18 protein-coding genes and 1 riboswitch are annotated in these 21,683 nt (G+C 69.3%); of the genes, 9 read left to right on the top strand and 9 right to left on the bottom strand.

Translation table 11 applies throughout. From position 1 onward, the window contains the following. The first annotated feature begins 25 nt into the window (after window positions 1-25). On the top strand, window positions 26-781 hold the full coding sequence (locus MET9862_RS00265) for a proteasome-type protease (protein WP_142581104.1): 756 nt from the start codon (window positions 26-28) through the stop codon (window positions 779-781). 10 nt (window positions 782-791) lie between these two features. Here the strand turns inward: MET9862_RS00265 and MET9862_RS00260 are convergent, their stop codons facing one another. From MET9862_RS00260 to MET9862_RS00240, 5 genes are all read right to left on the bottom strand, one after another. Next, window positions 792-1,457, bottom strand: coding sequence for a thiamine phosphate synthase (locus tag MET9862_RS00260; RefSeq protein WP_142581103.1), 666 nt, complete (start codon window positions 1,455-1,457; stop codon window positions 792-794). A gap of 114 nt (window positions 1,458-1,571) precedes the next feature. After that, on the bottom strand, window positions 1,572-2,390 hold the full coding sequence (locus MET9862_RS00255; RefSeq protein ID WP_142581102.1) for a thiazole synthase: 819 nt from the start codon (window positions 2,388-2,390) through the stop codon (window positions 1,572-1,574). A 3-nt stretch (window positions 2,391-2,393) separates the two neighbouring features. Then, complete coding sequence (gene thiS, locus MET9862_RS00250) at window positions 2,394-2,606, bottom strand: sulfur carrier protein ThiS (protein WP_142581101.1); 213 nt, start codon at window positions 2,604-2,606, stop codon at window positions 2,394-2,396. Continuing rightward, window positions 2,603-3,829: a glycine oxidase ThiO gene (gene thiO / locus MET9862_RS00245; protein WP_438616580.1), complete on the bottom strand. Its 1,227-nt coding sequence runs from the start codon at window positions 3,827-3,829 to the stop codon at window positions 2,603-2,605. The genes thiS and thiO overlap by 4 nt, the downstream gene beginning before the upstream one ends. Before the next feature lie 66 nt (window positions 3,830-3,895). Then, window positions 3,896-4,023: riboswitch (TPP riboswitch) on the bottom strand. A 28-nt stretch (window positions 4,024-4,051) separates the two neighbouring features. Next, the gene (locus MET9862_RS00240) at window positions 4,052-5,302 is read right to left on the bottom strand and encodes an adenylate/guanylate cyclase domain-containing protein (protein ID WP_142581100.1); all 1,251 of its coding nucleotides are present in this window, start codon (window positions 5,300-5,302) and stop codon (window positions 4,052-4,054) included. Between the two features lie 336 nt (window positions 5,303-5,638). Here MET9862_RS00240 and MET9862_RS00235 point away from each other — a divergent pair, with 336 nt between their 5' ends. Both MET9862_RS00235 and MET9862_RS00230 read left to right on the top strand, forming a co-directional pair. Further along, entirely contained in the window at window positions 5,639-6,646 is a 1,008-nt protein-coding gene (locus MET9862_RS00235; protein ID WP_142581099.1) for a helix-turn-helix domain-containing protein, read from the top strand. 20 nt (window positions 6,647-6,666) lie between these two features. Further along, entirely contained in the window at window positions 6,667-7,974 is a 1,308-nt protein-coding gene (locus tag MET9862_RS00230; protein WP_142581098.1) for an MFS transporter, read from the top strand. Between the two features lie 6 nt (window positions 7,975-7,980). Here MET9862_RS00230 and rpoD read toward each other — a convergent pair whose 3' ends face one another. The 3 genes from rpoD to MET9862_RS00215 all read right to left on the bottom strand — a co-directional run bounded on the left by rpoD (window position 7,981) and on the right by MET9862_RS00215 (window position 12,677). Continuing rightward, a complete protein-coding gene (gene rpoD / locus MET9862_RS00225; protein ID WP_142581097.1) occupies window positions 7,981-9,975 on the bottom strand; it encodes an RNA polymerase sigma factor RpoD in 1,995 nt (664 codons plus the stop codon). Window positions 9,976-10,170: 195 nt separating this feature from the next. Further along, window positions 10,171-12,078, bottom strand: a complete 1,908-nt coding sequence (gene dnaG, locus MET9862_RS00220) for a DNA primase (protein WP_142581096.1) — start codon at window positions 12,076-12,078, stop codon at window positions 10,171-10,173. A gap of 137 nt (window positions 12,079-12,215) precedes the next feature. Then, entirely contained in the window at window positions 12,216-12,677 is a 462-nt protein-coding gene (locus MET9862_RS00215; RefSeq protein WP_142581095.1) for a GatB/YqeY domain-containing protein, read from the bottom strand. 189 nt (window positions 12,678-12,866) lie between these two features. Here MET9862_RS00215 and carA point away from each other — a divergent pair, with 189 nt between their 5' ends. Both carA and MET9862_RS00205 read left to right on the top strand, forming a co-directional pair. Next, window positions 12,867-14,105, top strand: a complete 1,239-nt coding sequence (gene carA, locus MET9862_RS00210; RefSeq protein WP_142581094.1) for a glutamine-hydrolyzing carbamoyl-phosphate synthase small subunit — start codon at window positions 12,867-12,869, stop codon at window positions 14,103-14,105. A 125-nt stretch (window positions 14,106-14,230) separates the two neighbouring features. Further along, the gene (locus MET9862_RS00205; RefSeq protein WP_142581093.1) at window positions 14,231-14,608 is read left to right on the top strand and encodes a hypothetical protein; all 378 of its coding nucleotides are present in this window, start codon (window positions 14,231-14,233) and stop codon (window positions 14,606-14,608) included. A gap of 142 nt (window positions 14,609-14,750) precedes the next feature. Here the strand turns inward: MET9862_RS00205 and MET9862_RS00200 are convergent, their stop codons facing one another. Next, on the bottom strand, window positions 14,751-16,922 hold the full coding sequence (locus tag MET9862_RS00200; protein WP_142581092.1) for a TonB-dependent receptor: 2,172 nt from the start codon (window positions 16,920-16,922) through the stop codon (window positions 14,751-14,753). 383 nt (window positions 16,923-17,305) lie between these two features. Here MET9862_RS00200 and purB point away from each other — a divergent pair, with 383 nt between their 5' ends. The 4 genes from purB (at window position 17,306) to MET9862_RS00180 (ending at window position 21,602) form a co-directional block, all read left to right on the top strand. After that, a complete protein-coding gene (purB, locus tag MET9862_RS00195; RefSeq protein ID WP_142581091.1) occupies window positions 17,306-18,613 on the top strand; it encodes an adenylosuccinate lyase in 1,308 nt (435 codons plus the stop codon). Window positions 18,614-18,674: 61 nt separating this feature from the next. After that, complete coding sequence (locus tag MET9862_RS00190; RefSeq protein ID WP_280178942.1) at window positions 18,675-19,529, top strand: D-amino-acid transaminase; 855 nt, start codon at window positions 18,675-18,677, stop codon at window positions 19,527-19,529. Window positions 19,530-19,666: 137 nt separating this feature from the next. Then, the gene (locus MET9862_RS00185; RefSeq protein WP_142581090.1) at window positions 19,667-20,008 is read left to right on the top strand and encodes a hypothetical protein; all 342 of its coding nucleotides are present in this window, start codon (window positions 19,667-19,669) and stop codon (window positions 20,006-20,008) included. A gap of 82 nt (window positions 20,009-20,090) precedes the next feature. Continuing rightward, the gene (locus tag MET9862_RS00180) at window positions 20,091-21,602 is read left to right on the top strand and encodes a malonate--CoA ligase (protein ID WP_142581089.1); all 1,512 of its coding nucleotides are present in this window, start codon (window positions 20,091-20,093) and stop codon (window positions 21,600-21,602) included. Window positions 21,603-21,683 lie beyond the last annotated feature (81 nt).

Genomic DNA, 21,683 nt, shown 5'->3' with positions numbered 1-21,683 from the left:
GCCAGCGGGCGGGGGCGTTCGTTCGATGACCTACTGCGTCGGCCTGCTCGTCGAGGACGGGCTCGTGATGGTCGCCGATACCCGCACGAATGCGGGGCTCGACGACATCTCGACCTACCGCAAGCTGCACCATTTCAGCGTGCCCGGCGAGCGCGTGATGCTGCTGGCTTCGGCCGGCAACCTCTCGATCACGCAATCGGTGCTGAGCCTGCTCTCGGAGGGCGTCCCCGGCGAGGAGGACGAGCCCGCACAGAAGCTGATCGAGGCGCCGACCATGTTCCAGGCGGCGCAGCTCATCGGTCGGGCGATCCGCCGGGTCCGGTCGATCGAGCAGGCCGGGTTCGATGCGGCGCAGATCCGCTTCTCGATCTCGCTGCTCTTCGGCGGCCAGATCGGCACCGAGCCGATGAAGCTCTACCTGATCTACTCCGCCGGCAATTTCATCGAGTGCTCGACCGACGCGCCCTTCCTGCAGATCGGCGAGCACAAATACGGCAAGCCGATCCTCGACCGCGCGGTGAAGTTCGAGACCGACCTGTACGACGCGCTCAAGATCGGCCTCGTCTCGATGGATTCGACCATGCGCTCGAATCTCGGCGTCGGCCTGCCCATCGACATCGCGGTGGCGCGCCGCGGCGCCCTCGACCTCGAGGTCAATCACCGGATCGAGGCGGGCGAGACCTATTTTCACGACCTGCGCGAGCGCTGGTCCGCCGCACTTCGGGCTGCCCATCGGGCGATCCCGCGGCCGCCCTACGGCCCCCCGGCACCGGCCAAATAGGCGCGACGCCTCACTGCGCCCGGTTCCAGGCCTCCAGCAAGCGCCGGGTCGCGGTGCCGGGATCGGGGGCGGACATGACCGCTCCCATCACGGCGCAGGCGGCTGCGCCCGCCGCCCGGCAGGCCCCGACCGTATCGGCGGTGACGCCGCCGAGCGCCACGATGGGAAGGCCGGGTGCCGTCCGGATGGCGTCCGGACCGAGGGCGGGGCCGTAGCCCGGTTTGCTCGCGCTCGGGAAGATCGGGCTCAGGGTGGCGTAGTCGGCCCCCCGCGCGGCGGCCTCGGCGGTCTCGGTGGAGCTATGGGCTGAGAGGCCGATCAGGGCCCGCGTCCCGAGCCGGTTTCGAGCCGCACCGATCCGGTCGCCGTGTCCGCCACCGAGATGCACGCCGTCCGCGCCGAGTTCCGCGGCGAGGTCGAGATCGGACCCGATCGTGAGCGTGCCGCCCTCCGCGAACACGCGCTCGGCGACCCGTTCCGCCAGGCGGCGGCGCTCGTCGCGAGGCAGGTCGCGGTCGCGGAACCAGACCCAGGAGCCGCCGGCCCCGAGGAAGGCCGCCACCGTCTCGGTGAGCGGCCGGGTGGCCCCGAGCCGGTCGGTGACGAGGAGGAGAGGCCCGGGAAGGCGGGAACGCGGCCCGGCACGGGCCGCGGAATCCGGCGACGGGTCTGGCACGCTCTCCTTCACGAACCGGCATCCCCCTCGGCGCACGTCGCCAAGGAGGCCTAACCGATCGTTACGCCGACGGCTATAACGTCAAGTCCTTGTCCGGACAGCTTTCTCGTCCGGTTAGGAGCCGACCAGACCGAGTTGCGGGCTCGACGGCTCGGCCCGGCCGCGCCGCGGGATGCGCCCGGCGCGATGCGCGTCGCGGCCGGCTTCCACCGCGTGGCGCATGGCGCGCGCCATACGGACGGGATCGTCGGCCTTGGCGACCGCGGTGTTGATCAGGCAGGCGGACGCGCCGAGTTCCATGGCGATCACTGCGTCCGAGGCGGTGCCGATCCCGGCATCGACCACGACGGGCACCTTGGCCCGGCGGCAGATCAGTTCGAGATTGGCCGGGTTTGCCACTCCCATCCCAGAGCCAATCAGCGAACCCATCGGCATCACCGCGGCGCAGCCGATATCCTCCAGCCGCTGGCAGACTATCGGGTCGTCGTTGCAGTAGGGCAGCACCACGAAGCCGTCATCCACGAGGTGGCGGCAGGCCTCGATCAGCTCCGCGACGTCCGGGTAGAGCGTCTCGCGGTCGCCGATCACCTCGACCTTGATCCAGTTGGTGTCGAGCGCCTCGCGGGCGAGCTCGGCCGTGACGATGGCATCGCGGGCGGTCTCGCAGCCGGCGGTGTTCGGCAGGAAACGCTTGCCCTTGAGGATCCGCACCGTGTCGGAGCCGTGGCCCTGCAGCGAGACCCGGCGGATCGAGGCGGTGACGATGTCCGCGCCGCTCGCCTCGACGGCGTCGCGCAGGATCGCTTGGCTCGGATAGCCGGCGCTGCCGATGAACAGGCGCGAGGCGAGGCGCACGCCCGCGATCACAAGGGCGTCGTCGCTGTCCGGGCCGGTGCCCTGGCGCAGCGGCGTGACGGTCTGGGGGTCGCTCATGCTTCAGCCTCCCTGCATGGCGCGGACGATCTCGATGCGGTCGCCCTCGCTGACGGGCGTGCCCGCCCAGTCGCGACGGCGCACGACGCGCCCGTTGAGGGCGATAGCGATGCCCTCCGGGCTCTCGATGCCGGTCTCCTCGGCTTCGGCCCGGAAAACGGCCTCGACGGTGTCAGCCTCGGCAGTCCGGGGCTCGCCGTTGATCAGCAGGTTCATGCGAAGGCCCTCACGGTCTCCGTGCGCCCGAAGCGTGCCACGGTGAAGGGGCGCGCCACGTCGGGGAGCGCGCCCGCGGTCAGCAGCGCCGCCACCGCGTCCGCGGTGACCGGGGCCAGCAGGTACCCATTGCGGTGGTGTCCCGTCGCGGCGACGAGGCCCGGCGCCAGCGTGTCGATGATCGGGGCGTCGTCGTCCGAGGTGGGGCGGTAGCCGCTCCACACAGCCTCGACCGCCATCTCCTCGATGCCGGGCAGAACCCGGCGCGCGCCTTCGAGCAGGGCATAGAGCCCGCCCGCGGTGACGCCGGGCCGGAAGCCGCAATCCTCCACCGTCGCCCCGACGATGAGATGCCCGTCGCCTTTCGGCGCCATGTGCACCTGCTCGGTCCAGACCATCTGCGACAGCGTGCCCGTCTGTCGTGTGGTGCGCAGGGCGATCGACTGGCCCTTCAGCGGGCGGACCGGCAGGGCGAGGTGCTCGGGCAGCAGGCCGCTCTCGCCGCTCCAGGCGCCGCTCGCCAGCACGGTGGTGCCCGCCGCGATGGTGCCGCGCGCCGTGTGCAGGCCGGTGACCCGTCCGTTGGTCCAGAGGAGCCCCGTCGCGGCGCAGGCCTCGATGATCGCGACGCCTGCCGCGCGACAGGCGGCGGCGAGCGCCGCCATCACGAGGCGCGGGTCGACCTGATGATCGAGCGGGCAGAGCACCCCCGCGGTGACGGAGGGGCGGAGCGTCGGCTCGCGGCGGCGGACCTCGGTGCCCGACAGCCATTCCGCGGCGACGCCCGAGCGCCGTTGCAGATCGTAGCGGAAGCGCAGGCGGTCGACCTCGTCGCGGCCGATGGCGAGGACCAGCGTGCCGTCCTCGCGGTAATCGATGTCGATGCCGGACGCGGCCTGGAGGTCGTCGCGGAAGCCCGGCCAGCGCCGCAGCGAGTCGAGGGCGAGGGGCAGGAGCAGGTCGGAGCCCGGCTCGTGCTCGGCCGCCGGCGCCAGCATGCCGGTGGCGGCGAGGCTCGCGCCCGCGCCGATCGTGTCGCGCTCCACAACGACGACCGAAAGCCCGGCCTGGGCGAGGCGCCACGCGGCGGCGAGGCCGATCAGGCCGCCGCCGACGATCGCCACATCCGCGCGCTGAGGAAGGGTCGGGCCGTCCGCTGTCGCGCCAAGGCCGCGCCTGTGTCCGATGGGGGAGGCGGGCCAGGATGCCGCGCTCGTTGCCACGCTCGAGATCTCCGCGTCTGCCCGCAGGGATCGATGGCCTTGCTTCTGAGAAGCTGTGGCTCCGTTGCGGAGCCCGCGGTCCAATCCCTACGCCGGTATGAGCCGGATCAGGTTCGAAGGATTTCCGCGCCGCATGCTCGAAGAGCGTGCCAGCGGTTTCTCAGCCCCTTGCCGGGGATCTCCCTGGAACAGGCCGAGATGTGGACCCGCCCGGCCGCGAGGTCAAGACGCCGGGCTGCGCGGGCGCGGACGATAGACCGGCATCGGCTCGCGGAACCCGTCCAGCGTATGCTCGCCGATGAGAACGGGATCGCCCCAGAGGAAGTCCACGAACGGCTTCGACATCAGGAGAGGCTCACCGAGCAGGCGGTTGAGCCGGGCGAGGCGGCTCGCGAGATTCACGTCGCGGCCGATCACCGTGAAGTCGAGGCGCGCGCCCGAGCCGACATTGCCGTAGGCCGCCTCGCCGTGGTGCAGCGCGATGCCCGCCGCCACCGGCACGGTGAACTGGTGGAGTGCGTTGGCTTCCTCGAGCGCCGCCAGCGCCGTCTCGGCGGCCGTCAGCGCGCCCTTGGCCGCACCGCCGAGATCGTCGCCGGGCTCGCGGAAGATCGCGAGCAGGCCGTCGCCGAGATATTTCAGCACCTCGCCGCCCTCGCGCTCGATGGGCGGCACGAGGCAATCGAAGAAGACGTTGAGGAGATCGACCGCCTCCTCCGGCGTCATGTCGGCGGAGATCCGCGTGTAGTCGCGCATGTCGGCGAACAGGATCGCCGAGCGGATTCGCTTGACTTGGCCGCGCCGGATATCGCCCGACAGGATCGCCCGGTGCGGCTCGTCGCCGACATAGATGCGCAGCACATGGTCGAGCTGCTTGTTGACGAGGCGCATCTCCATCACGGCGGCCAGCGCCGGCATGACGAAGCGCAGGATCGCGATGTCCTCGTCGCGGAATCCATCGGCTGCGCGGGTGGCGAAGGTGATGCCGTTGCGGGTGCCGTTGGTGAAGAAGAGGGGCGCGACCACATAATGCGTGTAGCCGTCGGCCTTCAGCTCGGGGATGATCGCATAGGTGTCGTCGGGCGTCTCGGCGAGATCGAGGAGCAGCCATGCGCCGCTCTCGTGCACCGTGAAGAACGGGCTCGCCCGGTAGGCCTTCTCGGAGACTTCCCCGTGCGGGAATAGCCGCACGGTCGAGCCGGATTCCGCGGTCCAGACGCGGCCGATGCCGGAATACTCGGAATGCAGCGTGTCGATCGCGGTCGAGGCGCGGTCGACCGGCACGCCGATCGCGTTGAGCCGTTGCGCGAGGCCGGAGAGCAGATCGTTGGCTTGCGGCAGCCGCGCGCCTTCGCTGAGCAGCCAGTCGCGGATCGCGACGCAGGGTTGCAGCGCGCCGAAGGGGACATCGTCCGCCTCCGACCCGTCGGCCAGCGCGGTCGGTGGCGATCGCGGAGCGTCCTCGTCGAGCATCGGTCGAAGGTGGGTTCTCGGCGGGGCAAAGCAAGGCTTGGCCCTGCATGGCCAAGCTATCGCGCAGAAGTTGGGCGGGACGACGGCCGACACGTCGGCAGGATCGAACAGCCCGGTCGAACACCTGAGTCTAGGCGCCTGCGCGGCAGCGGACCAGCCCGACCGCTCGGTTTTCCGCGGACCGTGCGATCCGAGTCTTCGACGCGGCGAGGCGTCGGAGCGTTGAAGTCACGTCCGCGTGAGAACGCTTGCATGCCAATTGTGAGACGTCGATAAGCCCGAACGTCGAGCTTCAACCCGCCGGGATCTGGGGCATCACGCGTTCGGGTTTGATCAGTGGCGATCCAATCCTTTATCTTCGACTCCAGCGAGGAGGACGGCACCTTCGAGGGATACCGGTCCCTCTATGCCGGTGGCTCGGACGTGTCGGCGACCGGCGAGCGCTTCCGCGCCCGCGTGGACGCCCACCGGCTCGGCCGCATGATCGTGTTCGACCGGCGGCTCGGCGGCGTGATGCACAGCCGGGATGGCGGCCGCGTCCGACGTGATGGGTTCGACCATTTCACCATCCAGCTCCTACGCAGCGGTCGGTTCCATGGCGGCAGCCTGGGCAGCGAGCGCCTGCTCGATCCGGGCGAGGTGATCCTGTTCGACATGACCTGTCCGCAGCGCACCCGCGCGGACGGAGCGCATTTCGTCACCGTCAGCCTCGCGCGTGATCTGATCGAAGCCGTCTTGCCCGATGCACGCCGCCTGCACGGCGAGATCCTGCCCGCCGCAGCCGCTGGGCTCCTCGCGGATCTGATGGAGTCTCTCGCCCGCCGCGCCGGTTCGCTGTCGCCCGAGACAGCCGGCCGGACTTCGCGCGCGCTTGCCGAATTGCTCGCGGGGGCGTTCGGAGCGCCGGACGCGCTCGCCGAATGTGCCCACGACGCCGCGGCCGACCTGCGCCGCCAACGCGCGGAAACCTATATCGAGGCGCATCTGCACGATCCGCGCCTCGATCCGGAGCGCGTCGCCGACGCGCTCGCTCTCTCGCGCACAACGCTCTACGGCCTGTTCGCGCAATCGGGCGGCGTCGCCCGCCATATCCTGACGCGCCGCCTCGAGCGGCTGAGATCCGCGCTCGGACGGCCGAGCGAGACGCGCTCGGTCACGACACTGACCTACGATCACGGCTTCACCAGCGAGAGCCATTGCAGCAGGGCCTTCCGCGCGGCCTTCGGCATGCCGCCCGGCCGATATCGCAGCGAGATGGAGCGGCTCCGGGTCACCGGAACGGGGAGCGCGCTGGCCTCCGAGACGGGGGCGATGCTCGCCGCCTGGTCGCGGGCCCTGGCCTGAGCGACCGCATCGGCGTCCCGATGCGCGCGATCCGCATCCGCGCGGCCTCGGGCTGGTCGCTGGCAGCCCTGCTCGCCGCGACGCAACTCCTCGCCTTCAGCGACCGCTTCCTGCTGACCCTGGTGGCGACGCCGCTCAAACAGGCCTTTGCCCTGAGCGACGCCGAGCTTGGCCTGCTGCAGGGCTCGGCCTTCGCGCTACCCTACGCACTGGCGCTGCCCATCGTCGGCGTGTTGTCCGATCGTGGCGGCCAACGCGGATTGCTGCTTGCCGGCGTCGCGCTGTGGAGCGGGGCGACGCTGGCCTGCGGCCTCGTCGGCGGCTTCGCGGCCCTGTTTGCGGCGCGCGCCGTCCTCGGCCTCGGACAGGCTGTGGTGGGGCCGGCTGCGCTCTCCGTGATGGCGACGCGGCTCGAGCGTGCGCGGCTCGGCAGAGCGGTCTCTCTGCTGACGGCCGGCGCAACCCTCGGCCGCAGCTTCGCGCTGCTGCTCGGTGGTGCGGCTCTCGCCTGGCTCGGGGCCCGGGGCGGCATCGTCCTGCCCGGGCTGAGGCCGCTCGCCCCGTGGCAGGCGCTGTTCGTGCTCGCCGTGCTGCCGAACGCCCTGATCGCCGTTCTGCTGCTGCGCGTGCCGCCGAGCCCGGTCCGGGTCGCGGGCCCGTCCGGTGCCGCGGTCGCCTGGCTCGTGCGTCGGCGGGCCGCCTACCTGCCGCACGCGGCGGCGGCAATCGCCTCCGTCCTGATGTCCCAGACGCTGACCGCCTGGGCGCCGACCTTCTACGTCCGGGTTTTCGGACTGAGCCCAGCCGAGAGCGGCCTGCGTCTCGGCCTGCTCGTTCTCGTGGCGGCGCCGCTCGGACATCTGGCCGGGGGCGGCCTCCTCGACCGGCTGCGCCGGCGCGGGCGAGAGGCGGCAGCGCCCCTGCTGCTCGGATCCGGATTGTGCCTGGCCGTGCCGGCAACCGCGCTGACGGCCCTGGCGCCGAGTCTCGCTCTCTCCTCCGCCGGGTTCGCCGTGCTCGTGGCGACGCTCGGCTTCACCGGGCCGCCTGGCCTTGCCGGGATCCAGGTCCTGACGCCGCGGCGGCTGCGGGGCCGAGTCAGCGCCCTGTTCCTGGCGGCCACGACTCTTATCGGAATCGGCACTGGACCGTTCCTCGTCGGGCTCCTCAACGATCGGGTCTTCGGCGAGTCGGGGGTCGGCCGGGCCTTGGTCGCGGTCTTCACCGTGACGGGAGCGCTCGGAGCTCTGGCGGCGATCCGGGCGCACCGCCGCTGGCGCGCACCGGCCCCGAAACGGAACCGGCCGCCCCGAGGGACGGCCGGCTGAGCGCGATCAGTTGTCGAGGAAGCTTCTGAGCTTCCGCGACCGGCTCGGATGCTTGAGCTTCCGCAGCGCCTTCGCCTCGATCTGGCGGATGCGCTCGCGGGTCACCGAGAACTGCTGGCCGACCTCCTCGAGGGTGTGGTCGGTGTTCATGCCGATGCCGAAGCGCATGCGCAGCACGCGCTCCTCGCGCGGCGTGAGCGAGGCGAGCACGCGCGTCGTGGTCTCGCGCAGGTTCGACTGGATCGCCGCGTCGATCGGCAGAACGACGTTCTTGTCCTCGATGAAGTCGCCGAGATGGCTGTCCTCCTCGTCGCCGATCGGCGTCTCGAGGGAGATCGGCTCTTTGGCGATCTTGAGGACCTTGCGCACCTTCTCCAGCGGCATGGCCAGCTTCTCGGCCAACTCCTCCGGTGTCGGCTCGCGCCCGATCTCGTGCAGCATCTGGCGCGAGGTGCGGACGATCTTGTTGATCGTCTCGATCATGTGCACCGGAATGCGGATGGTGCGCGCTTGGTCGGCGATCGAGCGGGTGATCGCCTGCCGGATCCACCACGTGGCGTAGGTCGAGAACTTGTAACCGCGGCGGTACTCGAATTTGTCGACCGCCTTCATCAGGCCGATATTGCCTTCCTGAATCAGATCGAGGAACTGCAGGCCGCGGTTGGTGTACTTCTTGGCGATCGAGATCACGAGGCGGAGATTGGCCTCGATCATCTCCTTCTTGGCCTGGCGCGCCTCGCGCTCGCCCTTCTGGACCATGTTGACGATGCGGCGGTACTCGCCGATCTCCAGGCCGGTCTCGGAGGCGAGGTTGACGATCTGCTCGCGCAGGTCCCGGACCTGGCGCCCGCCCTTCTCGACGAGGTTCTTCCAGCCCTTGCCGCCGAGCGTGGCGACGCGCTCCATCCAGTTCGGATCGAGCTCGTAGCCCTGGTAGTGGCGCAGGAACTCGTCGCGCGCGACGCCGTGGCTCTCGGCGTAGCGCATCAGTCGGCCCTCGTGGCTGATGAGCTGCTTGTTGATGCCGTAGAGCTGCTCGACCAGCGCCTCGATGCGGTTGTTGTTGAGCGAGAGCGACTTCACGTCGGCGACGACGGTGTCCTTCAGTTCGCCCTGCGCCTTCTCCTGCGCCTCGGTGGCGGCGGTCCCGGAGGCGCGGCGCTCGGCGCCCTCGTTCTGCAGGCGGCGCAGCTTGCGGTAGTTGTTGGCAATCGCGTCGAAGGTCTCCAGGACCCGCGGCTTGATCTCCGCCTCCATCGCCGCGAGGGAGACGTTGTTCTCCATGTCGTCTTCGTCGTCCGCGCCTTCCGGAGGCGTGGCCTCGCCGTCGCCGTCCTCGGACTCGTCGCCCTCGGTGAGCTGCGGGCCGTTGCGGCCGTCCGGGCCGGCATAGGTCGCCTCGAGGTCGATGATGTCGCGCAGCAGCACCTTGCCGTCGACGAGCTCGTCGCGCCAGATGATGATGGCCTGGAAGGTCAGCGGGCTCTCGCAGAGGCCGGCGATCATCGCTTCACGGCCGGCCTCGATGCGCTTCGCGATGGCGATCTCGCCCTCGCGCGACAGCAGCTCGACCGAGCCCATCTCGCGCAGATACATGCGCACGGGGTCGTCCGTGCGGTCGGTCGGCTCGCGCGTCGTGGTCGTCACCGCAACGGCGCGGGCCGGCGCGACCTCGGCGACCTCCGTGCCCTCTGCGCCTTCCTCGTCGTCGGCGGCCTCGCCGTTGGCAGCCTTCTCGCCGGCCGCCTCGTCGGTCTCCTCGGCCTCGACGACGTTGATGCCCATCTCCGAGAGCTGGGCGAGGACGTCCTCGATCTGGTCCGGATCCGACTGACCGTCGGGCAGGACCTCGTTGACCTCCTCGTAGGTGATGTAGCCGCGCTTCTTGGCGAGCTTCACCATCCGCTTGACCGACGCGTCGGTCAGGTCGAGGAGCGGTCCATCCGTCTGCTGCTCCGGAGCGGTGTCCGCCTCATCCCGTTCCGTTGCCTTCGTCGCCATGATCAGCCTATTGTTTGTCCGGCAGCCCGGCCGACGGGGGCTCGAGGCCGCTCCGCGTCAACCACGCCGCGATGCATGTAGCGCTTCCGGACCCTCCGGCAGCACCCGTCCCACCGTCCTGTATGCAAGCCTGACGCTTGACCGATTGTTAACCATGCCGCACGAATGCGGCGCGCTCGTGCCTTTGCACGAGCATCAGGGCACAGTCGAGTCGGTCGTGTCCGGCAGGTCAGCCTCCGCCTCCGCTGCTATGACGATCGCCAGCCCCTCCTTGGCCTGACAGAGCCAGGACCAGTTCGCCTCGGTCGGCTCTTCAGCGAAGGCCCGCTCTGCCTGACGGAGTTCGCTATGTAGCGCGCCTGCCTTGCGGTGCAAGATCATGGCTTGCCGGAGCGCGTCTTCGCAGAGCGCAGGATCCGCATGCGGCTCCAGCGTCTTGCGGTCCCGGGCCCGCGCCATCGCGACAAGGCGTTCGGCCGACTCAGCGAGGCCCGATCGGCCCAAGCGCGCCTCTACCACTGCCCGATCCGGGTCGCCAGTCTCCGCTGCGCAGTCGAGCAGGAGGGAGAGGACGGCACGCGCGTCGGGATGCTCGAATTCGAGGATCATCAATTCGTCGGCAAAGGTGCCGATCATCTGCGGATGCACGAGGAGCAGGGCCGCGATCACGGCCTCGCGCACCGGCGCCGCCCCCGCGAAGCCCGCCGACGCCGTCACCGAGGCGCTCGGAGTCGAGCGCAGGCGCGGGGAGGGGGCCGCCTCGGCGAAGCGGCCCCGGCGCTGGAACCCGCCGGGCCGGGGCGCGCCCGCAGCTTGGCTGCCGCGCCCGCCGGCCCGGGGGGAGAGGCCGCGCAGGCGCTCCTCGATCTCGTCGCGGTAGTAGCGGCGCACCGTCTCGTCGCGGATGCCATTCACCGTCTCGCGCAGGGTGGACGCGAGCCGTGCCCGCCGCTCCGGCGTGTCGGCCGGCCCCGATTCGAGGGCCCGGGTCCAGAACACCTCGACCAGCGGCTTGGCGGCGGCGAGCACGCGGTCGATCGCCGCCGACCCTTCCGAGCGGAGCAGATCGTCCGGGTCCTGGCCCTCGGGCAGCACGGCGAAGCGCAGCGACTTGCCGGGCGACAGCATCGGCAGGGCCACGTCGAGGGTGCGGTGGGCGGCGCGCTGGCCGGCTCCGTCGCCGTCGAAGCAGAGGATCGGTTCGTCGGCATGCCGCCAGAGCAGGGTGATCTGCTCCTCGGTCAGCGCGGTGCCGAGCTGGGCCACGGTGTTCGGATGCCCCGCGAGCGTCATCGCGATGGCGTCGACATAGCCCTCGACGGTGATGATCGTGCCGCGATCATGCGCGGGCTTCCGGGCCTGGTGCAGGTTGTACAGGCCCTGCCCCTTGTGGAAGAGCGGGGTCTCGGGCGAGTTCAGGTACTTGGCCTTGGCATCCGCCTGCATCGCCCGGCCGCCGAAGGCGATGACCCGGCCGCGCGCATCGCAGATCGGGAACATGATTCGGTCGCGGAAGCGATCGTAGGGGACGGCGATATCCTCGCCCGTGACCAGAAGGCCGAGCTCGGCCATCAGATCCCTGTCGACATCCTTGCCCGCCAGGTGGTCGCGCAGGCCGAAGCGCTCGGCCGGCGCGTAGCCGATGCGGAAGCGCGCGACCGTCTCGCCCATCAAACCGCGCCGATCGAGATAGGCGCGGGCATTGGCGCCGACGCTCGACCGGAGCCGCTCCTCGAACCAGAGGGCCGCCATCTCCATCACCTCGACGGCGCCCCGCCGCTTCGATTCGAGGGCCATGGTGTCGGCGGACGGGGCCGGCAGGACCACGCCCGCCTCGCCCGCCAGCCGCTCGACGGCCTCGGGGAAGCTCAAGCCCTCCGTCTCCATCAGGAACCTGAACACGTCGCCGTGCTTGCCCGATGAGAAGCAGTGGTAGAACTGCTTCTGGTCGTTCACGTAGAAGGAGGGTGTCTTCTCGGCGTTGAACGGCGACAGGCCGCGCCATTCGCGGCCGGCCTTCTTCAGCTTCACGCGCCGCCCGACCACCTCGGAGGCCGGCAGGCGGCTGCGGATCTCTTCGAGGATGTGGGGCGGGTAGCGCACGGACGGGGGTCTGCTGAGCCGGATGCCGGACCGTCATCTATACCGCAGGCCGGCCGGCGGAGTCCCGCGACCGGTTCTCCCCCGCCGTGGTTGCAGGGGAAAGCGGGCAGAACTCGGCGCGGCGGCTCCTGGGGCGGTCAGCCCTTCGCGGCGAGGGCGTCCTTCACCAGGCCGCTGACCTGTCCGAAATCCATGCGGCCGGCATACTTCCCCTTCAGGACGCCGATCACCTTGCCCATGTCCTTCGGGCCGGCCGCCCCGGTCTCGGCGATGGCGGCCTCGACCGCGGCCTTCGTCTCGGCCGCGTCCATCGCCTGCGGCAGGAAGGTCTGGATCACCGCGATCTCGGCGCGCTCGTTGGCCGCGAGTTCCGGACGGCCGCCCTGCTCGTAGACGCCGGCCGATTCGGTGCGCTGCTTCACCATCTTCTGCAGGAGCGCCAGGATCTCGTCGTCGGAGATCGCCTCCTTGCCGAGGCCGCGGGCCTCGATGTCGCGGTCCTTGAGCGCCGCCTGGATCATGCGGATGGTGGCGAGCCGGTCCTTCTCGCCGGCCTTCATGGCCTCCTTCATCTCGGCGGTGAAGCGCGCGCGCAGCATCGAACTCTCTCCTGTCCCAGCGAAAACGGGTGCCGGCTCTGCACGAAGCGGGTGTTGAGCGGGGAGGGCGGGCACGCCACATTGACCCCGATGCGGACCGCTCGCTAAGAGCGCCCGCACGAGCCACGCCGCCCGTCGCGCCTGTCATCGGGCGCCGGGTCCGGCCCGGACATAAGCGAGATCACGCCGATGCTGCAAGACGAGGGCGCCCCCGCGCAACCCCGAACCGCGCCCGAGCCCTGGAGCGAGCCGGTCGCCACCGCTCTGCTCGTGCTCGCCGATGGCACGGTGCTCGAAGGCTTCGGCATCGGCCAGACCGGGGTTGCCGACGGCGAGGTCTGCTTCAACACCGCGATGACGGGCTATCAGGAGATCCTGACCGACCCGTCCTATGCCGGGCAGATCGTGACCTTCACCTTCCCGCATATCGGCAATGTCGGCACCAACGACGAGGACCTCGAGAGCCTCGACGCGGCACCGGCCTCCGGCGTGCGCGGCGCCGTGATCGCATCGGCGGTGACGAAGCCATCGAACTGGCGCTCGTCGAGCCATCTCGACGGCTGGCTGAAGGCGCGCGGCATCGTCGGCATCACCGGCGTCGACACCCGGGCGCTCACCGCCCGCATCCGCGACAACGGCATGCAGAACGCGGTGATCGCCAACGATCCGAGCGGCAGCTTCGACCGCGAGGCCCTGAAGGCGCGCGCAGCGGCGCTCGCCCCCATGGAAGGGCTCGATCTCGTGCCGCCGGTGACGAGCCGCGAGCGCTCCGACTGGAGCGAGACCGTCTGGGCGGTGTCGGGCGGCTACGGCCGGCGCACGGCCGGCGACGGCTACAAGGTCGTGGCGATCGATTACGGGGTGAAGCGCAACATCCTGCGCCTGCTCGCCCAGGCGGGCTGCGACGTCACCGTGGTGCCCGCCACCACCAGCGCCGAGGAGATCCTGGCGCTGAAGCCGGACGGCGTCTTCCTCTCGAACGGCCCCGGCGATCCGGCCGCGACCGGCGCCTACGCCGTTCCGGTGATCCGCAAGCTCCTGGACGAGAAGGTGCCGACCTTCGGCATCTGCCTCGGCCACCAGCTCATGGGTCTGGCCTTGGGCGGCCGCACCGTGAAGATGGCGCAGGGCCATCACGGCGCGAACCATCCGGTGAAGGACAAGACCACCGGCAAGGTCGAGATCGTGTCGATGAACCACGGCTTCGCGGTCGATCCGGGCAGCCTGCCGGACACGGCGGTGGAGACCCACGTCTCGCTCTTCGACGGCTCGAATTGCGGCCTGACCCTGACGGATCGGCCGGCCTTCTCGGTGCAGCACCACCCGGAGGCCTCGCCCGGTCCCCGCGACAGCCACTACCTGTTCGACCGCTTCGTCACCCTGATGCGGGCGGGCAAGCCCGAGCCCGAGATCGCGGACGGCAAATAGGGCAGGGCCGACCGGGAACAGGCCACAGAAAACGCCGAATCGGCTGGCATCCCGAGGACAACGGTCCGTTAACGATGACCTATGACGATCATCGGCGGACGGAAACCTTTGTTCTCGGGGGCCCGATGACCATCGACGACACCAGCGACGACTTCGCGCGCCTGCACCGTCTGTTCACCTTCCACCTCGGCGTGGCGGTCGGATTGTCGTGGATGACGGCGCTCTACGCGTCGGTCTACGCGCCGTGGGTGCGCAACATTCGCCCGCTTCTCGATCCCGCGGCCGGCATCGACCGGGTGGAGAGCACCCTGTCCTTCCTGTTCGTGATGCCCGCCGTGCTGCTGGTGGCGTGGCTGACCGTCTTCTTCGGCCGTGAGGTCCTGCGCCGCTCGCAGACCCTCGGCAGCGTCGCGGTGGAGTTCGCCACGGCGGCGGTGGTGGCCTTCGGCCTGTTCTACCTCTCGATCGACCGGGCGGTGGCCGCCCTCTATATCGGGCTCTGACGCCTGCGGAGAGGTGGCCGTCGGCCGCCTCTGCCTCAAGTGCTCTCCGATGAAGCGGTCGCCGGCCCGGCGGACGAGCGCGCGTCACAGCGAAGACAGGGGGCCGTTCCCGATCGCAACGCGATGGGAACGGCTCTGATCGTCAGAACCGGACGATGACCTGCGCCCGGATCGTGCGCGGTGCGCCCGGGGTCAGGTTGTTGTTGTTGTCGGCCGTGTAGATGTAGCGCCGGTCGAACAGGTTCTCGATATTCACCTGCGCCCGGGTCCATTCGTTGATCTGGTAGAACAATCCCAGGTCGAAGCGCGAGTAGCCCGGCAGCCGCACCGAATCGTCCGACGAGGCGAAGGTGTGCGTCTGGTAGATGTAGCCGACGCCGATCGAGAATTCCGGCGTCACGGCAAACTTGTTCCACAGCGAGACCGCGTTGAACGGCACGAGGCCGACGGTGTTGCCGGGAGCGATATTCGTCGAGCCTGACGTGAAGCCCTTGACGATGCGCGCGTCGGTGAAGCTGTAACCGCCGGCGATCTGCCACCAATCGGTGACGTAGCCGTTCGCGCCGATTTCAAAACCCTGCGTGTTGGTCTTGCCCGCCAGGATGAAGAAGCCGGGATTGTTCGGATCGTTCAGACGCTGGTTCTCGCGATCGAGGTTGTAGGCAGCGGCCGTGAGTTGGAAGGTCGGGTTGACGTCGTATTTCGCGCCCACCTCAAGGTTCTGGAACCGCTCCGGCTGCGCGATCACGAGACCGGGCGTGAAGTTGCCGATCTGGTCGCCCGAGCTCGGCAGGTAGGAGACGCTGTAGCTTCCGTAGAAGGCGAGGTTCGGCAGCGGCTTGATCACGAGGCCGGCGCGGGGCGACACGAGATCGTCGATTCGGCCGTAGGTGATGCCGGTGTTCTGGTTGCGCGCCGCGAAGTCGAAGTGGTCGTAGCGCAGGCCGCCGACGATCTGCACGTAAGGGTTCAGTTCGATCTGGTCCTGGGCATAGACCGCGGCGAGGCCGAGATCGTAGCGCGCGTTGGCATCCGAGCCTCCGTTGTTGCGGAAGGTCACCGGCACGCGGGTGATCGGGCTCAGCGGGTTCACGGTCACGCTCGAGACGAGGGTGTTGCCGAAGCCGAACAATCCGCTCTGACGGAAGGCCAGACCTTCCTGGTAGCCGAGCTCGAACCCGCCGAGCAGGGTGTGCTTGATGTCGCCGGTGAGGAATTTGTAGGTGAAGTCGTTCTGGCTGAAGTAGTTCGTCCGGTCCGTCTCGTTGCGATATCCGGTGATTGTGACGGTGGTGCCAGCCGCATTGACGGCGCCGCCGGGCAGCGTGTTGCGGTAATAGCGGTCGTAGTCGGCGAAGCGGAGCTGGCTGTGCAGCTCCACGCCCGAATCGAACCGATGATCGAGCGTCGCGGTCGCGATGTGGGCGTCGACCTTGGTGAAATTCACATCCGGGTTGCCGAAGAAGGTCCGGATATTGTTGCGATAGTTGTAGGCGCGGCCGAATTGCGAAGGGATGCCGCGGTCCGGGAAGCGGTCGTCGTGGAAGTACTCATAGGAGAGCTTCAGCGTCGTCTGCGGCCCGAGCAGGAAAGTCATGGTCGGGTTCACGCCATAGCGGGTCAGCTCACCGAACTGCCGGTAGGTGCCCGAATCCTCGAACACGCCGTTCAGGCGGAAGAAGGCGCTGTCGCTGACGCGGTCGCCGACATCGACGGTGACGCGCTTGTCGCCGAACTGGCCGCCGCCCGCCGTGACCTCGCGGACGCGCAGACCGTTGGCCTCCTTCAGCACGCGGTTGATGACGCCGCCGCCGCCGCCACGGCCGAAGATCAGCGAATCGGGTCCCTTCAGCACCTCGACGCGCTCGATGTTGTAGAGGTCGCGATAGTACTGAACGTCGTCGCGCACGCCGTTGACGAAGAAGTCGGCGCTGGTCGACTGACCGCGGATGATCGCCTGGTCGCGATTGCCTTCGCCCTGAGCCGGGATGATGCCGGGGACGTAGCGGAGCTGGTCGGTCAGGTTCTGGAAGTTCTGATCGGTGATCTGCTCGCGGGTCACCACCGTCACCGACTGGGGCGTGTCGATGAGTGGCGTGTTGGTCTTGGTCGCGCTGCGGGTCTGTTTGGTCAGGTAGCCGACGGTCACGCCGCCCTGGGGGCCGGGGATGCCGCTGGCACCTTGCACGCTGAGCTCACCGAGGGTCACGGCCTCGCTCGCGGCCGGCACGAGGACCTGAGACTGGGCCGAGCCGGCCAGCGCAGTGCTCGCCAGCAATGCGCTGGCGAGCGCGTGATCACATCGTACTCTCATGGCCTGGCCCCGAAGATCCTAAGTTGTCGTCGGTATTCCGATCCGGCCTCTGCGGACCGGTATCGTGGAGAGGCCATATCCTCCGCTCGCAAAGGTACAAGGCGGTGTTGGAATACTATACCACACGTTACTTTTAATTTATTCTAAGAAGCACTTGAGAAGTAGAGCTAAGCTGTTCATGCAGACAAAATTCCCGGACGCGATTTAATCCGCCGGATCCGCGCCGGCATTTCCGAATGTATCGGACTGTTGCGGGGCGGCAACGCTGGCGACCCAGCCCTGCGTGGCCCCGCGTTGAGCAGGGCGCCCCTGCATGCTAGGCGCCCGTGCAGGCGGCGTCCCAGGGGGGCGCGGCCCCGTATGCACTGGATTCGAGGCGCCCGATGATCCCCCGCTACAGCCGTCCCGCGATGAGCGCGATCTGGTCGCCGGAGACGCGCTTCCGGATCTGGTTCGAGATCGAGGCGCACGCGACGACCGCGCTCAGCCAGATCGGCGTGGTGCCGGAATCGGCCGCCGCGACCGTCTGGGAGAAGGGCCGTGACGCGGTCTTCGACGTGGCCCGCATCGACGCGATCGAGGCGGTGACAAAGCACGACGTGATCGCCTTCCTCACCCATCTCGCCGAGATCGTCGGGCCGGATGCCCGGTTCGTGCACCAGGGCATGACCTCGTCGGACGTGCTCGACACCTGCCTCAACGTGCAGCTCGTGCGCGCCGCCGACATCCTGATCGAGGATGTCGACGCGCTGCTGGCGGCCCTGAAGCGCCGCGCCTTCGAGCACAAGGCGACGCCGACCATCGGCCGCTCGCACGGCATCCACGCCGAGCCGGTCACCTTCGGACTCAAGCTCGCCCAGGCCTATGCCGAGTTCGCGCGCAACCGCGCCCGCCTGGTCGCGGCACGCGAGGAGGTCGCGACCTGCGCGATCTCCGGCGCGGTCGGCACCTTCGCCAACATCGATCCGCGCGTCGAGGACTACGTCGCCGCGCAGATGGGCCTGAAGCCGGAGCCGGTCTCGACGCAGGTCATCCCGCGCGACCGGCACGCCATGTTCTTCGCGACGCTCGGCGTCGTCGCCTCGTCCCTGGAGCGCCTCGCCATCGAGGTGCGCCACCTGCAGCGCACGGAGGTGCTGGAGGCGGAGGAGTTCTTCTCGGAAGGGCAGAAGGGCTCGTCGGCAATGCCGCACAAGCGCAACCCGGTGCTGACCGAGAACATCACCGGCCTCGCCCGCATGGTGCGCGGCTACGTGACCCCGGCCATGGAGAACGTGGCGCTCTGGCACGAGCGGGACATCTCGCACTCCTCGGTGGAGCGCATGATCGGCCCGGACGCCACCGTGACCCTCGATTTCGCCCTGGCCCGCATGACCGGGGTGATCGACAAGCTGCTGGTCTACCCGGCCAACATGCAGAAGAACCTCGATCGGCTCGGTGGCCTCGTTCACTCGCAGCGCGTCCTGCTGGCGCTGACCCAGGCCGGCGTCTCCCGTGAGGACGCCTACCGCCTCGTCCAGCGCAACGCCATGCCGGTCTGGCGCGGCGAGGGCGACTTCCTCACCCTGCTCAAAGCCGATCCGGAGGTGACGGCGGCGCTGAAGCCGGAGCAGATCGAGGAGTGCTTCGACCTCGGCTACCACCTCAAGCACGTGGACACGATTTTCGAGCGGGTGTTCGGCGCAGTCTGACCGAGCCTGCACGAAACCTGCTTCGCCCCTCGACCGAACCGCAACGAAAGGCCCGCGCGCCGTGACCGACCGCATCGTCTACCTCAACGGCGAGTTCATGCCCTTCGCCGAGGCGAAGATCCCGGTGATGGATCGCGGCTTCCTGTTCGCGGACGGGATCTACGAGGTCTCCGCCGTGCTCGACGGCAAGCTCGTCGACAACGCCGCCCATCTCGCCCGGCTCGACCGCTCGCTCGGCGAGATCGGCATCCGCAACCCCCACAGCCTTGCGGAATGGGAGCGCCTGGAGACGGATCTCGTCGCCCGCAACGGGCTGAGCGAGGGGCTGGTCTACATGCAGGTGACCCGCGGCGTGTACGAGCGCGACTTCGCCTTTCCGCCGGCCGATGTCGCCCCGACCGTGGTGATGTTCACCCAAGCCAAGAAGGTCTCGGCGAACCCGCTCGTCGAGACCGGAGCCAGGGTCGTCACCGTCGAGGACATCCGCTGGAAGCGGCGCGACATCAAGTCGGTGGCGCTGCTGGCCCAGGTGCTCGCCAAGCAGGCGGCGGCCCAGGCCGGCGTCGCTGAGGCCTGGATGGTCGAGGATGGCGCCGTCACCGAGGGGTCGTCCTCCACCGCCTTCATCGTCACGCAGGAGCAGACGCTCGTCACCCGCCCGCTCTCCACGGCGCTCCTGCCCGGCATCACCCGGGCCGCCGTGCTGAGGCTCGCGGCGGAAGCGGATCTGCGCGTCGAGGAGCGTCTGTTCTCCGTCGCGGAGGCTCATGCGGCGCAGGAAGCGTTCTACACCAGCGCCTCCGCCTTCGTGATGCCGGTGGTCGAGATCGACGGGCGGCCGATCGGCGAGGGACGGCCCGGCCCGCTCACCCGCCGCCTGCGCGAGCTTTATGTGGAGATGGCCCGCGCAAGCTGAGGCGTGCAGGAACGGATTCCACCTCCCCTCGTTCCCCTCGCTCGACGCGCTGACGCGCGAAGCATTTTCGAGGGACGTGGATGCCGAGTTCGCGTGAAGAGAATGCTGCACCCCGCAACCCGTGAGGGAGGCCAGAGATGCAGAGGATTCTCACCGGGCTCGCCGCAGCCGCCATCGGCTTGGTCGCGGCGACGGCTCTCGCCCAGAACCCCGACGCGCCCCTGAAGAACCGCGACAGCGACCCCGCGCTGCCGCCGCAGAGCCAGACGCCGCCGGACCGGGTTCGGCCCGAGGCGGATGCGCCGCCGAAGGATTCGAACCTGAGCGATACGCTCAAGAAGAATGACGGCGTCATCAAGCCGCCCGGCAACGCCGCCGAGGGCATGGTCGTGAAGCCGCCGGATTCGAGCACCGGGTCCATGCCGGTGATCAAGCCCGGCGACCTTCCCGGCCGGCAGCCCGGCACCGAGGCGAAGTAGGCGGCGCGATCCCCTTGGACGACGCGGCGCGGTCGGAAATCCGGATTCCACTCGCCCGCATCATGTTCTAGGGGATCGTTCCATGACGAACCACCTCTTCGCGCTGGTGCGGGAACGCCTCCCCGCCGATCCGAACAAGACCTTCATCGAGACGGCGGACGGGCACCGCTACAGCTACGGCGATCTGCTGGTGCGCTCCGGCGCCTATGCCGGCGCGCTCGTCGCCCTCGGCGTGAAGCCCGGCGACCGCGTCGCCGCGCAGGTCGAGAAGAGCGCCGAGATCCTGTTCCTCTATCTCGGCGCCGTCCGGGCCGGTGCGGTCTTCCTGCCCCTCAACACCGCCTACACGCCCGCCGAGATCGGCTATTTCCTGGGCGATGCCGAGCCGGTGGTCTTCGTCTGCGATCCGGCCCGGCGGGAGGCGCTGGCCGCCGTCACCCAGGCGGTCCCGCATGTCCTGACGCTCGACGCCGCGGGCCGCGGCAGCGCCAGCGAGGCCGCCGACCGCGAGACCGAAGCCTTCACGGACGTGGAGCGCGGCCCCGAGGATCTCGCCGCGATCCTCTACACCTCGGGCACGACCGGGCGCTCCAAGGGCGCCATGCTCAGCCACGACAACCTCGCTTCGAACGCCCGTACCCTGGCGGAGGCTTGGCGCTTCACGCCCGACGACGTGCTGATCCACGCTCTGCCGGTGTTCCACACGCATGGTCTGTTCGTGGCGACCAACACGGTCCTCGCCTCCGGCGGCTCCATGCTGTTCCTGCCCCGGCTGGACGCGAAGCTGATCCTGTCCCTGATGCCGCGGGCGACCGCGATGATGGGCGTGCCGACCTTCTACACGCGCCTTCTCAAGGAGCCCGGTCTCGGCCGCGAGGCGGTCGCCGGGATGCGCCTCTTCGTGTCGGGCTCCGCCCCGCTGCTCGCCGAGACCCATCGGGAATGGCAGGCCCGCACCGGGCACGCCATCCTCGAGCGCTACGGCATGACAGAGACCAATATGAGCACCTCCAACCCCTACGAGGGGGACCGGGTGGCGGGTACGGTCGGCATGCCGCTTCCGGGCGTGGCGCTGCGCGTGGTCGATCCCGAGAGCGGGACGGTGCTGCCCGATGACGAGGTGGGCATGATCGAAGTCCGCGGGCCCAACGTGTTCAAGGGCTACTGGCGCATGCCGGAGAAGACGGCGGCCGAGTTCAAGGCGGACGGGTTCTTCATCACCGGCGATCTCGGCAAGGTCGATCCCCGCGGCTACGTCCATATCGTCGGCCGTGGCAAGGACCTCATCATCACCGGCGGTTTCAACGTCTATCCCAAGGAGGTCGAGACCGAGATCGACGCCATGCCGGGCGTCGTCGAATCGGCGGTGATCGGCCTGCCGCACGCCGATTTCGGCGAGGGTGTGACGGCGGTGGTCGTGCCGGGCGAGGGGGCGCCGGACGAGGCGGCGGTGCTCGCGCATCTCGAAGGCCGACTCGCCAAGTTCAAATGCCCGAAACGGGTGCTCTTCGCTGCCGAATTGCCGCGCAATGCGATGGGCAAGGTCCAGAAGAACCTCCTGCGCGATGCGCATACGGGGCTTTACAGAAGCTGATCCTTCCCGAGCGCGGCGTGCTGACGGCCGGCGCGGAACGCGACGGCCGCGCTGGCGTTTGGCCGTGTGCGCGGACTCCCG

The organism is Methylobacterium symbioticum (genome assembly GCF_902141845.1).
Classification (GTDB): Bacteria; Pseudomonadota; Alphaproteobacteria; order Rhizobiales; family Beijerinckiaceae; genus Methylobacterium; species Methylobacterium symbioticum.
Note: the sequence above shows the minus strand (reverse complement) of the source record. Positions and strands in the feature narration are given on the sequence as shown.